The 14,156-nt window shown below is 41.9% G+C and carries 10 protein-coding genes; 5 read left to right on the plus strand and 5 right to left on the minus strand.

Annotated elements, in window-relative coordinates; all coding sequences use genetic code 11:
* Positions 1 to 42: 42 nt before the first annotated feature.
* Positions 43 to 3,420: a methylmalonyl-CoA mutase family protein gene (locus P1X15_RS16245; protein ID WP_277339184.1), complete on the plus strand. Its 3,378-nt coding sequence runs from the start codon at positions 43 to 45 to the stop codon at positions 3,418 to 3,420.
* Between the two features lie 197 nt (positions 3,421 to 3,617).
* Here P1X15_RS16245 and metH read toward each other — a convergent pair whose 3' ends face one another.
* From metH to P1X15_RS16265, 4 genes are all read right to left on the minus strand, one after another.
* A complete protein-coding gene (gene metH / locus P1X15_RS16250; protein WP_277339185.1) occupies positions 3,618 to 7,427 on the minus strand; it encodes a methionine synthase in 3,810 nt (1,269 codons plus the stop codon).
* 309 nt (positions 7,428 to 7,736) lie between these two features.
* On the minus strand, positions 7,737 to 8,375 hold the full coding sequence (locus tag P1X15_RS16255; RefSeq protein ID WP_277339186.1) for a porin family protein: 639 nt from the start codon (positions 8,373 to 8,375) through the stop codon (positions 7,737 to 7,739).
* 40 nt (positions 8,376 to 8,415) lie between these two features.
* Complete coding sequence (locus P1X15_RS16260) at positions 8,416 to 8,892, minus strand: hypothetical protein (protein WP_277339187.1); 477 nt, start codon at positions 8,890 to 8,892, stop codon at positions 8,416 to 8,418.
* A gap of 61 nt (positions 8,893 to 8,953) precedes the next feature.
* Positions 8,954 to 9,694 carry an OmpA family protein gene (locus P1X15_RS16265; RefSeq protein WP_277339188.1) on the minus strand — a complete coding sequence of 247 codons (741 nt, stop codon included), beginning with the start codon at positions 9,692 to 9,694 and terminating at the stop codon, positions 8,954 to 8,956.
* A 285-nt stretch (positions 9,695 to 9,979) separates the two neighbouring features.
* Here P1X15_RS16265 and P1X15_RS16270 point away from each other — a divergent pair, with 285 nt between their 5' ends.
* A complete protein-coding gene (locus tag P1X15_RS16270) occupies positions 9,980 to 10,441 on the plus strand; it encodes an Lrp/AsnC family transcriptional regulator (RefSeq protein WP_028666206.1) in 462 nt (153 codons plus the stop codon).
* A gap of 680 nt (positions 10,442 to 11,121) precedes the next feature.
* On the opposite strand, the gene P1X15_RS16275 is transcribed toward P1X15_RS16270, so the two are convergent.
* On the minus strand, positions 11,122 to 11,757 hold the full coding sequence (locus tag P1X15_RS16275) for a transposase (protein WP_277339189.1): 636 nt from the start codon (positions 11,755 to 11,757) through the stop codon (positions 11,122 to 11,124).
* Positions 11,758 to 12,028: 271 nt separating this feature from the next.
* Between P1X15_RS16275 and P1X15_RS16280 the strand changes: the two genes are divergently transcribed.
* From P1X15_RS16280 to P1X15_RS16290, 3 genes are all read left to right on the plus strand, one after another.
* Positions 12,029 to 12,805 carry a hypothetical protein gene (locus tag P1X15_RS16280; RefSeq protein WP_277339190.1) on the plus strand — a complete coding sequence of 259 codons (777 nt, stop codon included), beginning with the start codon at positions 12,029 to 12,031 and terminating at the stop codon, positions 12,803 to 12,805.
* A 117-nt stretch (positions 12,806 to 12,922) separates the two neighbouring features.
* Positions 12,923 to 13,522 (plus strand): DinB family protein, encoded by a 600-nt coding sequence (locus P1X15_RS16285; protein ID WP_277339191.1) that lies wholly within the window; start codon positions 12,923 to 12,925, stop codon positions 13,520 to 13,522.
* 150 nt (positions 13,523 to 13,672) lie between these two features.
* Entirely contained in the window at positions 13,673 to 14,119 is a 447-nt protein-coding gene (locus P1X15_RS16290) for an ester cyclase (protein ID WP_277339192.1), read from the plus strand.
* Positions 14,120 to 14,156: the final 37 nt, after the last annotated feature.

Consider the following 14,156-nt stretch of genomic DNA (forward strand, 5'->3'; position numbering starts at 1 on the left):
AAATAAGCTATCTTCGTTGGAGATTTTATTGATTCAAACCACATGGAAAATACTATTGTCAAACCTTATCAACCCAAAAATCACGTCAGAATTGTAACGGCTGCGAGCCTTTTTGATGGCCATGATGCAGCTATCAATATCATGCGGCGCATCATGCAGGCTTCGGGGGCAGAAGTGATTCACTTGGGGCACAATCGCTCGGTGCAAGAAATCGTTGAATGTGCCATTCAAGAAGATGTTCAAGGCATTGCAATTACGAGTTATCAGGGAGGACATGTTGAGTTTTTTAAATACATGTACGATTTGCTTAACGAAAAAGACGCTGGGCATATCAAAATCTTCGGTGGAGGTGGTGGGACTATTTTACCTGCCGAAATCGCCGAATTGCACGCCTATGGTATCACTCGCTTGTATTCACCAGACGACGGTCGGGAGATGGGCTTGCAAGGAATGATTAATGATTTACTTGAAAAGTGTGATTTTCCCACAAAGTTAGGGGAACTAAATGGCCAATTAAAAAAACTTCCCCTGTCAAAATCTTCCAAACTCATTGCGCGTCTAATTAGCGAAGCCGAAAACAATCCCGAGGCTTTTGCCAAAAATGACTTATCTCTTTTGCCCCAAAGCCATGCACCTGTGTTGGGGATTACGGGCACGGGAGGAGCGGGAAAATCGTCATTAGTTGATGAATTGATTAGACGTTTTTTGCTTGATTTTCAGGATAAAACATTGGCTGTTATTTCTATTGACCCTTCAAAGCGCAGAACGGGAGGCGCGCTGCTTGGCGACCGCATTCGCATGAACTCTCTGCATCCCGACATAGCCCGTGGACGTGTATACATGCGCTCCCTTGCGACTCGACAATCCAATCTAGCGTTGAGTAAACATATCTCTGAGGCCATTAATATCTGTAAAGCGGCTCATTTTGATTTAATTATTGTAGAAACATCGGGTATTGGCCAGTCAGATACCGAAATCATCGAGCATTCGGATGTCTCACTTTACGTAATGACTTCCGAATATGGTGCTGCTACGCAACTCGAAAAAATTGATATGCTTGACTATGCCGACCTTATCGCCATCAATAAGTTTGATAAGCGTGGCTCACTTGATGCGTTGCGCGATGTAAAAAAACAATATCGTCGCAATCACCAACTTTGGGACGTGGCCGAAGAAGCCTTGCCAGTTTTTGGGACGATTGCGAGTCAATTCAACGATGCAGGCATGAATGCGCTCTATCTCAGATTGTTGGAGGTGCTGGAGCAAAAGCAAGCAAACCAAGAATACTGGACAAAGGGGCAATTGTTTAATAAGCTTTCGGCCAAAAAAAGGAATTCACAATTAGGCCCGACAAACAGTATAATGCCTCCGGATAGAGTACGGTATTTGGCCGAAATTGTCGAAAATGCGCGGAATTATGAGCAATTTGTCAATGACCAAGCCGCCATCGCGCGTCAGTTGTATCAGCTTGAGGGTACAATTAAGACATTGACTCAACTTCAGCTTGTAGACAAAGCGGAAAACCTTCGGGATATTTACCGAGAAATAGAAAGTCGTCTGCATTTTGATTGTAAAAAATTGCTCGAAACTTGGCCTGAAACTGTCAAAAAATACCGTGCCGATAAGTATCAGTTCAAGGTGAGGGATAAAATCATTGAGCAAGATTTGTGGACGGAGACATTGTCGCACCTCAAAATTCCGAAGATTGCACTGCCTAAGTACAACGATTGGGGAGATATTTTAAAGTGGGTGCTGACCGAAAATGTACCCGGTGAGTTTCCTTTTACGGCGGGTGTTTTTCCGCTAAAGAGAGAAGGTGAAGACCCGACGCGTATGTTTGCAGGAGAAGGTGGCCCAGAGCGCACCAACCGTCGCTTTCATTATTTATCCAAGCAAATGCCCGCCAAAAGGCTTTCGACGGCCTTCGATTCGGTAACACTCTATGGCGAAGACCCGGACTTTCGGCCAGATATTTATGGTAAAGTGGGTAACTCGGGCGTTAGTATTTGCAATCTCGATGATGCCAAAAAGCTCTATAGCGGTTTTGATTTGTGCGACCCTTCTACCTCCGTTTCGATGACTATCAACGGCCCAGCGCCTATTGTGTTGGGTTTCTTTTTGAATGCGGCTATCGACCAGCAATGCGAAAAATGGCTACAAGCACAAAGCGATATTTGTTTTGAACCCAAAGTGACTTACAATGGAACCTTGCCAGAAGGACACAATGGGCTAGGATTAGGGCTGTTGGGTACTACGGGTGACCAAGTATTGCCTCTCGAAGTTTACCAAAAAATCAAAGCAGAGACGCTTCGTCAAGTAAGAGGTACGGTACAGGCTGATATTCTAAAAGAAGACCAAGCGCAAAATACCTGTATTTTTTCAACTGAATTTGCGCTCAAACTCATGGGCGATATTCAGCAGTATTTTATTGATAATCAGGTGCGTAATTTTTATTCTGTTTCGATTTCGGGTTATCATATTGCCGAAGCGGGCGCCAATCCTATTTCTCAATTAGCCTTTACGCTTTCTAATGGATTTACGTTTGTAGAATATTACCTCAGCCGAGGAATGCACATTGATGACTTTGCGCCAAATCTCTCGTTTTTCTTTTCCAATGGTATGGACCCTGAATACACCGTGTTGGGAAGAGTGGCAAGGCGTATTTGGGGCAAAGCCCTGAAAAACAAGTATAAAGGCAATGAGCGTAGTCAGAAACTAAAGTATCATATTCAGACTTCGGGACGGAGCTTGCACGCCCAAGAGATTGCTTTTAACGATATCCGTACTACATTACAAGCCTTGTTGGCGATTTATGACAATTGCAATTCGCTCCATACCAACGCCTACGATGAAGCAATTACGACCCCGACAGAAGAGAGTGTCAGGCGTGCGATGGCCATACAGTTGATTATCAATCGAGAATTTGGCCTTGCCAAGAACGAAAACCCTTTGCAAGGAGCTTTTATCGTAGAAGAATTAACAGATTTGGTAGAAGAGGCTGTTTATCAGGAATTTTTGAGTATTAGTGAGCGTGGGGGCGTCTTGGGCGCGATGGAGCGTATGTATCAACGTAGCAAGATTCAGGAAGAATCAATGCATTATGAAATGCAAAAACACACGGGGGCATTGCCTATCATCGGTGTCAATACATTTTTGGATGAGCGAGGTTCGCCCACGATTTTACCGGCGGAGGTCATTCGCTCTACCGAAGAAGAAAAACAATATGCGGTATCGTATCGACAAGATTTTCAGACTCGCCACAAGGCCGAAGCTACCGAAGCTCTCAACCAACTCAAGGAAGCGGCGCTTCAGAACGCCAATCTTTTTGAATCGCTCATGGAAGCTACTAAAGTATGTACCTTAGGACAAATCTCGGCGGCATTGTATGAGGTAGGAGGGCAGTATCGGAGAAATATGTAGTAAAAATGCAAGCAGGCAGAAAAACAAACCGCAACAAACCGCGGGCAGGGTTCAAAACCCTGCCTGCGGTGGCATTGGCCTTCTCTCAATCATCTCAAAAAAGGCTGCTTTAGCATGTCAATCTTTTGAAAGAAAAACGCAGTCAGGGTGCGAAACCCTGCCTGCGGTAGCCTTAGAACCCTGCCTGCGTTGGCATTTTAATCATAATTCAACACAGGAGCTAGCCAGCGTTCGGTGTCTTCGAGGCTCATGTTTTTGCGGAGTGCATAGTCTTCGACTTGGTCTTTAGCGATTTTGCCAAGGGCAAAGTACCGAGAAGCAGGGTGCGCAAAATACCAACCACTCACCGAACTAGCAGGATACATCGCAAAGCTTTCTGTCAATTGAATGCCTACTTGAGCTTCCGCATCTAGGAGGTCGAACAACGTACGTTTTTCGGTATGGTCGGGGCAAGCAGGGTAGCCTGGTGCTGGACGAATACCTTGGTATTTTTCGGAAATCAATTCTTCATTGCTGAATGTTTCTTCTTGAGCATACCCCCAAAACTCTTTACGGACACGTTCGTGCATAAGTTCTGTAAAAGCTTCGGCCAAACGGTCGGCGACGGCTTTGAGCATGATACTGTTGTAATCGTCGTGGTCGGCTTCGTATTTTTCCAACAACGCCTCAATCCCAATGCCTGCTGTAACGGCAAAAGCCCCAATGTAATCGGTACGTTTGGCCGAGGCTGGCATGATATAGTCAGAAAGGCACAAATTGGGAAGGTTGGCCGCTTTTTGGTTTTGTTGACGGAGGTTATGTAATACTGTTTGCGTAAGGCTAGAAGCCTCCAAGTCAAGATTTTTGACTCTAAAATCTTTTCGTTTGGCTTGGCCCTGTCCTGCAAAACTTACTTCCAATTCTTCAAACTCATGCAAAACAATATCATCTTCTACCGAATTGGCAGGATAAAAACCAATGACTGCGTTGGCTTTCAGAGATTTGTTTTTGATGATTTCGGCTAACATTGCTTTGGCATCATCGTATAATTTCTTAGCTTCTACTCCTACTGTCGCATCTTCAAAAATCTTGGGATATTTACCATGCAGCTGCCAAGTTTGGAAGAAAGGCGTCCAATCTATGTATTTGGCAATGTCTTCGAGCGGATAATCGTGGAAGTACTTGTTACCCAAAAACTTCGGTTTGGTAGGCTCAAAATTTTCCCAATCAATTTTAGTTTTGTTGGCTCTTGCGACTTCCAATGTTACGGCTTCTTTCGCTTGTTGGCGTTTGGCGTGGTCTTCGCGGAGTTTAGTGTATTCTTTTTTGATGTCAGCCAAGGTGTCGGCGTAAGTTTGCTCATTTTGGGTCAATTTTCCAGCTACAGGCACCGCACGACTCGCATCCAATACATGGATAACGGGGCCGCTATAATGAGGGTCGATTTTTACGGCCGTATGAATCCGTGAGGTAGTAGCTCCTCCGATAAGCAATGGTAATTTAAAACCTTGACGTTCCATTTCTTTGGCTACACCTACCATTTCATCAAGCGAAGGCGTAATCAAACCCGACAGACCGATGATGTCCACGTTGTGTTCTTTGGCCGCAGCCAAGATTTTATCGGTAGGGACCATTACTCCTAAGTCAATGATTTCGTAGTTGTTGCAGCCCAATACAACCCCTACAATATTTTTGCCGATGTCGTGTACGTCTCCTTTTACCGTAGCCATCAAGATTTTACCAGCGGCGGCAGCGCCGCCAGCTTTTTCAGCTTCGATGAAAGGAGTAAGATAAGCCACCGCTTTTTTCATGACTCGGGCTGATTTTACTACTTGGGGCAAAAACATTTTTCCTTCCCCAAATAAGTCACCAACCACGTTCATACCATCCATAAGCGGGCCTTCAATCACATCAAGTGGGCGGCTCGACTGAGCACGGGCTTCTTCTACGTCTTCATCTATAAACTCAGTCAGTCCTTTGATGAGGGCGTGTTCGAGGCGTTTGGAGACGGGTTGAGCGCGCCAAGCATTATCTATGACTTGTTCTTTACCTTTAGATTTTACGGTTTCGGCAAAGGCCAACATCCTTTCGGTAGCATCAGGGCGGCGGTTGAGAATCAGGTCTTCGCAATGTTCGAGCATGTCTTTGGGTAGGTCGTCATAGACTCCCAACTGCCCTGCATTGACGATACCCATATCCATACCTGCTTTGATAGCATAATATAAAAATACCGTATGGATTGCTTCCCGAACAGGCTCATTTCCTCTAAATGAAAAGGATACGTTTGAGACTCCACCACTTACTTTGGCATAAGGCAAGTGCTCTTTAATCCAACGAGTAGCGTTGATAAAATCAACGGCGTAGTTGTTGTGCTCTTCCATACCTGTACCTACGGTCAGGATATTGGGGTCAAAGATGATGTCTTGTGGAGGGAATCCTACTTTATTGACCAAAATCCAATAGGCGCGTTCGCAGATTTCGATGCGGCGCTCGTAATTGTCGGCTTGACCTACTTCGTCAAAAGCCATCACCACCACTGATGCACCGTAGCGTTTTACTTTTTCGGCTTGTTGGATAAATTTTTCCTCTCCTTCTTTCAGTGAGATAGAATTGACGATGGCTTTGCCTTGCAAACATTTTAGTCCCGCCTCAATCACTTCCCACTTAGACGAATCGACCATGAAAGGAACACGGGCAATGTCGGGCTCGGCCATCAATAAATTGCAAAACTTAGTCATGGCTTGCACACCGTCAATCATCCCTTCATCCATGTTGATGTCGAGGACTTGCGCCCCTGAATCTACCTGCTCACGTGCCACTGCAATAGCGGCATCATAGTTGCCTTCGCGGACGAGGCGTGCAAATTTTTTGGAACCCGTTACATTACACCGCTCCCCGATATTGACAAAGTTGGTTTCCTTCGTGATTTTGAGCGGCTCTAGCCCAGATAGTTTTTGGACATGGTCGTTTTCAGGAATATCACGAGGCTCGTATTTGGCTGCTACTTCGGCAATGGCTTTGATATGGGGTGGGGTAGTACCGCAGCATCCGCCGATGATATTGATAAAACGATTTTTTAAGAAGTCGTCAATAATCACCGCCATTTGTTCGGGGCTTTGGTCATATTCACCCATTTCGTTGGGTAAGCCTGCGTTGGGGTGAGCTGAGGTATAAAAAGGCGCTTGATTGGCGAGGGTTTGGACATAAGGGCGCATTAAGTCAGCACCAAGGGCGCAGTTGAGACCCACGGAGAGCAGGGGCATATGCGATACTGACGTCAAGAAAGCTTCCGTAGTCTGTCCTGAAAGCGTACGGCCGGAGGCATCCGTAATCGTTCCCGACACCATGATAGGCAATTGCGTTTTCGTAGTATTTATAGCTTGAGGCGTAAATGCTCCATTGATAGCACGAATCGTTCCTTTTTTGACGTCATCAAAGTACAAATCAATCGCGTACAAAGCGGCTTTGGCATTCAAAGTATCAAAAATGGTTTCGACCAATAATATGTCCGAACCACCATCTACCAAGGCTTGCACTTGTTCATAATAAGCATCTACCAATTCATCAAAAGTAACGGCACGGTAGCCAGGGTCGTTTACATCGGGAGAAAGCGACGCGGTACGGTTGGTAGGCCCAATAGACCCCGCTACAAAGCGTGGTTTGTTGGGATTGACGGCATTATATTTGTCACAAGCTTGACGGGCAAGTTGAGCTGATTCAAAATTAAGCTCATATACCAAGTCTTCCATGTGATAATCGGCCATAGCGATAGTGGTACCACTAAAAGTATTGGTTTCGATAATATCCGCACCTGCTTCTAGGTAAGCTTCGTGAATTTCCTGAATCACATCGGGGCGCGTCAACGACAGTAGGTCATTGTTGCCTTTGAGTTCGTGGGGGAAATCTTTAAAACGTTCGCCTCTATAATCGGCATCGGTCAATTTATAACGCTGAATCATCGAACCCATCGCACCATCGAGTACGAGGATTCGTGATTTAAGGATTTCTTGAATGTCTGGGTTTTGCATTTTTACAAATTATAATTTATTCAGGAACGAGGCCTATAATACAAACTTAAAAGTAGGTTTGTAGCATGCACTTTAACAAGCTACAAATTTACACAGAAAGATACGGATAGCTTTTTTTTTAGATGAATATTCTATATATGAATATAAAAATAGATAATTTGTGTAAATAAATACGTATAAGAAGAAGGGTTAAACAAATGTGAGAGGTGACAATCAAAGAATATAGATATTTTGTCTAATGCAGTGGCGCATAAAAAATCCCATTTGACTTACGCCAAACGGGATTGTATAGAGTAGGTGTAATGGATGTTAAAATGTATATCCTATGCTTAGCTGAGCGGCAGAATTTTTGGCATTGTCTAGGAATACTTTGGCTGCGGTACTTGACGCTACAGGGCGTAGGCCGTAATTGTAGCGAGTACCTACCATTATTTTTCCAAAATAGATGCTTAAACCAGCGACAAGACCATAGTCAAAATTGTTGAAATTGTCGCGGTTGAGGACGGTAGCGTTAAAACCTGCATCACTTTTACTTTCAGTGGAAGCATTTACCAAAAAACCCCCATAAAGCCCACCGTGAATATCAACAAAGTTGCCCACCTTAAGCGTTGCTAATACAGGAATCTCAAAATAATCCATTTTGAAGGTATTTTGTCCTCTGAAGGTGCCATTGAGTAAATTGTATTGAGCCGTGACGCCTTTGGTAGAATATCCCACCTCAGGTTGTAAATAAAGCATACCTTTGATAAGGGGAACTTGCGTAAAAAGACCCACATGAAACCCATAACGGGGATTACGGTCGGTTACGTCTTTGATATAAAGATTGGATACATTGAGTCCCCCTCTTATACCTGTACGGGCCGAGGCATCTTGAGCATAAGTCTTAAGATTTGCTTGAAAAAGTAAAATACTCAATCCTGAAATAAGGGCTATTGATTTGAATTTCATGGCTCTATGATATTTTTAGCGAGTGGTTAGAAAAATTGTATTAAAATATATAGCGAATAGAAAGGGCGGCATCATCACCCCAAAAATTGTCAGCTACGTTGAAATTGAAGGTAGGTTTCCAGTCAATACTCAAATTGATAGGGATTTCGCGGAAGTTATATTCTAGCCCTAAGATACCATCAAGTCCCACTACGCTATTACGTTCTGGAAAAGGTGATGAGCCGCGTCTTCCTTCACCCCAAAAGTAAATATGAGCACCTGCACCGTAGTAAAAATTAAGGCGATTTACATCAAAAGCGCGGGTATGTCCTTCAATTAAACCCGTGAATCCAAGTCCTCTCCAGCGCGAGGAAATAATACCCTCGACAGCTACGCGAGGCTTGGTATAGTGCTTGATAGTGAGGCCATTGGTGCTCCCTGCTCTAAGACCAATACCTGTACGGTAATCTTGCGAGTATGCAGCAGAAATAGATAAGAAAGAGACTAATGTGATGAGGAATACGTTTAACTTTTTCATTGTTGTGGGGAATTAGAGTGCTACAAAAATTATTAGTTTTCGTAGCACTGTTGATGATTGATTATCTAAGACTGATAGCGCCGTTTTGGGCGGCTTTTTTCATTTCTTCACTGGCATAAAGTCCAATTTCTACCCGGCGATTTTGTTGACGTCCGCTTTCGGTATTGTTGGAAGCAACAGGATTGGCTTCGCCTTGGCCAATGACTTTGAAACGACTAGTGGAAACTCCTTCTCCAATCAAAAAATTGGCAACTGCTTGAGCGCGTTTGTTGGACAAGTCTCTGTTAAAAGTTTCAGAACCTACATTATCAGTGTGTCCTTCTACAAGAAGCTCAGTCTTTTGTTCTTGTTTGAGGGTATTAGCCATCTTTCGGAGACTTTCTTGGGTTTCAGGACGTAGTGATGAAGAACCAAAATCAAACAATAGGGCGTTGTCGAAAGTAAGCTTTACACCTTCACCTACGCGTTCTACTTTTGCAGTTTTACCTAAATCTTCTTTCAGCCTTTCAGCTTGCTTGTCCATGTGCTGCCCAATCACCGCCCCTGCGGCACCTCCTACGGTAGCTCCAATGATGGCTCCAATGGCAGTGTTTTGATTGTTTTTTCCAATAATTCCTCCAACAATAGCTCCAGCACCTGCCCCAATCAAAGCGCCCTTTTGAGATCTTTTGAGCTTTGTCTTATTGGTTTTGGTCGTTGTATTTTTTTTCTTAGTAGACTGTTGGGAAAATGCAACCTCGGGTACAGAGGTGGCTATCAAAGTGACATAACCTAAAACTATATACTTGGTTAGCGTCTTCATGTTTTTTGAAATTTGATTTAATGTTAGACACTAAAAAAGCATACCTTATGTATTTGAATGTTTTGTAATTTGTTGATAATTAGTTTGTTGTGTTTTGTTTGGCTGCCACTTGAGTGAGGTGGAAAATATTTTGTGTAGAAAATTTTGCTCAAACTGGGGTGGTAATATTAAGTTGAGAAGGGGTTTTGTTGATTTGTTTAATATTTTGACATTTTTTAGATAAAAATTTAAATATTATTACCTTTATTAAGATTTTATATCTTATAAACCATACAATAAGCCTATATGATAAAGTTGGATATTACAGATAAAGGGATTTTACGCTATCTGCAACAAAACGCACTTTTAACGACTAAAGAACTTGCAGCCCAATTGAATTTGTCATACACTCCTGTATATGAGAGGGTTCGTAAGTTGGAGCGGGAAGGAGTTATAAAGAAATATGTTGCTTTGGTTGATAGGGAAGGCATTGGCAAAAATTTAGTAGCCTTTTGTAATGTTTCTTTGAAAGAGCATAGTCGGGCCAACGGTGAAAAATTTGTATCGGCTGTTATGACATTTGAAGAGGTAATGGAATGCTATAATATCTCGGGAGAATATGATTTTATGCTAAAAGTAGTGGTAAATGATATGCCCGAATATCAACGATTTTTAATGGAAAAATTAGGGGCTTTGGATAGTATTGGGAATACGCATAGCATTTTTGTGATGAGCGAAATCAAACACGAGACAGCCCTTAAAGTATAATCCTTGTGGCACGGACGTCCCCCGTCCGTCTTTCTAATACCATAGTTTTGTCTATTATTACGGAGGTGACGTCCGTGCCACAGGGTCATTCAAATTTGTGATGAGCGAGATTTAAAGTATAATCCTTGTATCACGGACGTCCCCCGTCCGTCTTTCTAATACCATAGTTTTGTCTATTATTACGGAGGTGACGTCCGTGCCACAGGGTCATTCAAATTTGTGATGAGCGAGATTTAAAGTATAATCCTTGTATCACGGACGTCCCCCGTCCGTCTTTCTAATACCATAGTTTTGTCTATTATTACGGACGTGACGTCCGTGCCACAGGGTCATTCAAATTTGTGATGAGCGAAATCAAACACGAGACAGTCCTTAAAGTATAATCCTTGTATCACGGACGTCCCCCGTCCGTCTCTCTAATACTATAGTTTTGTCTATTATTACGGACGTGACGTCTGTGCCACAGGGTCATTCAAATTTGTGATGAGCGAAATCAAACACGAAACAGCCCTTAAAGTATAATCCTTGTATCACGGACGTCCCCCGTCCGTCTCTCTAATACTATAGTTTTGTCTATTATTACGGACGTGACGTCCGTGCCACAGGGTCATTCAAATTTGTGATGAGCGAGATTTAAAGTATAATCCTTGTATCACGGACGTCACGTCCGTGATACAGGGTTATTCAAGGTATTTGGGGTTTAAATAAGAAAAAGGGTAATCTTCCCAGTTGTTGATAAGGCCTGCTTTGACGGGGTTGTCTAAAATATACTTATTGATATTATACAATTCTTGACCATTACGTACGACGTGGTCATAACTTTCTTCTTGCCAAAAAGCCCCTGTTCGATTCAATAGTTTGTTGGCTAACTTAGCAGTATAACTTTTTAGACTGTGCATGATTCTATAGAGGGGTTTTGGGTACTCATAAGTGTCAATAACCAAATGAAAGTGATTGGGCATTAGGGTATAACAAACGAGTTCATAAGATTTCTTATCCCAAAAATGCAATGCTTCTACAACAATTTGAGCAATTTCCGGCTGTTTGAGCCATTGTGGATCATTTTGATTTTGGTCTAAGTATTTATCCCAATTGGCAAAATGGCGTTTGTGTAGATTTCGTATCGCTATTTTCCTTTCTTCTTCGCTTGTAGAAGTAGCTAAAATATGTCTATAAGCTTGTTGTTTTTCTTCTTTTAATCGTTCCAGTACTTCTTTAGGAAGACTGTGATGCAACCGTGCGGTCACAAAAAAAGTGCCGTCTTTGGGTTGGAAGTGAGGGAGGTACCGGTAGTATTCGGGTTTGAATTGTTTCATGTCTTCAGGATGTTAATCTACTGATTACAAGACGGAGTAGGTGTGAGTAAGTCACTTTTGTGAAAAATTTTCAAAAGGAAATTTTAAATTAGGTTGCTTACAGTGGGAGGTTAGGGTACTCATAGAGGAGGGGTAGATGAGTTATTCACGGAGAAGAGATTAGATGAATTATTCACGGACGGGCCGTCCGTGCTACAGAATGTCGCAATTTTACAATCTTGAGAAGTGGAAGGAAAGTAGTTTTGAATCGTAAATCAAAACTTTTACGAAGATGCAAAAACTACTTTTTTTACTGATATTAATTGGGTCATTTGGGTTTGTAAGTGATGAATCAGTAAACAGTATCAATGGTGCTTTTAGATTGAGTCAACTGAAATATCAGAATGATAAAGATTGGGTGGTGGCCGACGAACGATTCAGTATTAAAGTATTTAAGGATGGATATTGGATGGTCGCAAAACTTAAAAAAGGAAATAAAGAGTTTGGAGGCATGGGTGGTGGACCTTATACTCTCAAAGATGGTAAGTATAACGAACACAAAGATTTTTATTCTTGGGATTCTACTGGTGTGGGAAATACGGTGGCATATGATTACAAAATGTCTGTAAATGAATTTAAACAGTCGGGTAAAATAAATACAGCTAAATATCCAAACTATGAAATAAATGAAATTTTTGAGCGAGTAAAGGTAGATGAACCTCTGAAAAATGAGGGCTTAGAGGGAGTTTGGCTAATGCAAGAGGGATATTGGGGAGGAACAAGCCGCTTTGGAGAAGGTAAATATCAAGGTTTTGTGATGATGAAAATATACGCATATCCTTATACAGTTTATGCTTATTATGATCGTGTTAATAAAAAATTTGATGGAGGTGGAGTTTGCCGTTATCAATTTGACGGTAAAACCTTAACTGAAACTAATGAATTGTGGTCTTGGGATATGAGTCGTCGTGGTAAGAGTGAAACTCATAAGATTACATTCAAAAATGGAAAACTTATCCAAGAAGGGTGGGAGGGTAAGTTGAGAGAGGTTTTTGTTAAAGCAAAGTAGTGAAACTTTATCATTTTTGAGATTTTAATCTTGATTGGGTAGGACTAAAATGCCGCATTTTTACAATAATTTTCTTCAATATGAGAATAATTTTGTCATAACAAACTGTGATATTCCATGAAACCTAAGTTATTATTTTTCTTGTATTTGGCATTGCTGTGGAAAGGAGGGAATGCCCAAAAGACATGGTCTACTGAGGAAAAGGCCTCATTGGTGAAACAATATATACGTACAAAAACGGAAGTTAATTCTGAAACAGCTAGTTTGACTCCTGCTCAGTGGAATTTTAAAGAAGGCCCTGCTCAATGGAATATTGCGCAAGTGATTGAACACTTAAATATGTGGTCACTTCTGACTCAGCATGATGCTCGGTATGTGGTTATGTTGGGCGAAAATCCAGAGTTGTCGAATATGGTTGCTTCTGATAGTGTAAATACTTCTTTTATTTATGAAACAAATCCACATGTGTCTCCTGACCATACAATCCCAATGGGGCTAGTTAAAGATGAGGCTAATCTGAAAATTTTCAATAGCAAATATGACGAAATTATTATGGCGATTGAAAAATCAAAGCTGAACTTTAGAATGTTTGTTAGACCGGGCGTTAACGATAGACATAGGGACTTGGCTCAGATTTATATCGTCCATTATGGGCATGTGGATAGGCATTTGAGACAGATTAGAAGGATTAAGGCTAATCCTAATTTTCCTCAATGATTCATTCATTTCTATAAATATGGGGTGCTTTTTATTTTATCCTTACGGACGGGGCTTTTATTTGACTTATACTACTTTATCCTTACGGACGGGAGTTTTATTTGATTTAACTACTTTATCCTTACGGACGGGACGTCCGTACCACAAACAATGGAAACTACAAAAATATCATCGTCGATTGCTGAATTGACCAGAAAAGGTACGTGTGTGGAGTTTTTCTCTGCTTATCAAGAACTTGATACAAATCGCATGATTAGTCTTGCTACCCCTGACGCTACTGTATGGTTCGAACCACTGGGAGAAGGCGGAAAAGGCTTATTTAAAGAGTTTGGTAAGGCTGTTTGGGAATTGTTGATGGATTGTTTTCCTGATATCGACAATACCATAGATAGTATGTATGCCGAAGGAGACTCAATCATTTGTAAGGTTGTGATTTTCGGAACCCAAGAAAAAGAGTTTATGGGGCTTCCAAGCAAAGGATTGAAGTTTAATAGTGAGCATATTTTTGTGTTCAAATTTGACGAAAATGACAAAATTACATCTCTTACTATCAATTGGAATCACGAGAGTTTTGTAGCTCAACTTAGTGGTAATTAATTATCCCAAACCGTTTGCTAAATTTAATTAGGGATAT

It is taken from the genome of Runella sp. MFBS21, from assembly GCF_029433105.1.
Classification (GTDB): domain Bacteria; phylum Bacteroidota; class Bacteroidia; order Cytophagales; family Spirosomataceae; genus Runella.

Bases quoted from the DNA above. Each gene is read 5' to 3' on its own strand.
- P1X15_RS16265 (WP_277339188.1), bottom strand. From the start codon at position 9,694: ATGAAGACGCTAACCAAGTATATAGTTTTAGGTTATGTCACTTTGATA.
- P1X15_RS16245 (WP_277339184.1), top strand. From the start codon at position 43: ATGGAAAATACTATTGTCAAACCTTATCAACCCAAAAATCACGTCAGA.
- P1X15_RS16260 (WP_277339187.1), bottom strand. From the start codon at position 8,892: ATGAAAAAGTTAAACGTATTCCTCATCACATTAGTCTCTTTCTTATCT.
- P1X15_RS16255 (WP_277339186.1), bottom strand. From the start codon at position 8,375: ATGAAATTCAAATCAATAGCCCTTATTTCAGGATTGAGTATTTTACTT.
- P1X15_RS16270 (WP_028666206.1), top strand. From the start codon at position 9,980: ATGATAAAGTTGGATATTACAGATAAAGGGATTTTACGCTATCTGCAA.
- P1X15_RS16285 (WP_277339191.1), top strand. From the start codon at position 12,923: ATGAAACCTAAGTTATTATTTTTCTTGTATTTGGCATTGCTGTGGAAA.
- metH (WP_277339185.1), bottom strand. From the start codon at position 7,427: ATGCAAAACCCAGACATTCAAGAAATCCTTAAATCACGAATCCTCGTA.
- P1X15_RS16275 (WP_277339189.1), bottom strand. From the start codon at position 11,757: ATGAAACAATTCAAACCCGAATACTACCGGTACCTCCCTCACTTCCAA.
- P1X15_RS16290 (WP_277339192.1), top strand. From the start codon at position 13,673: ATGGAAACTACAAAAATATCATCGTCGATTGCTGAATTGACCAGAAAA.
- P1X15_RS16280 (WP_277339190.1), top strand. From the start codon at position 12,029: ATGCAAAAACTACTTTTTTTACTGATATTAATTGGGTCATTTGGGTTT.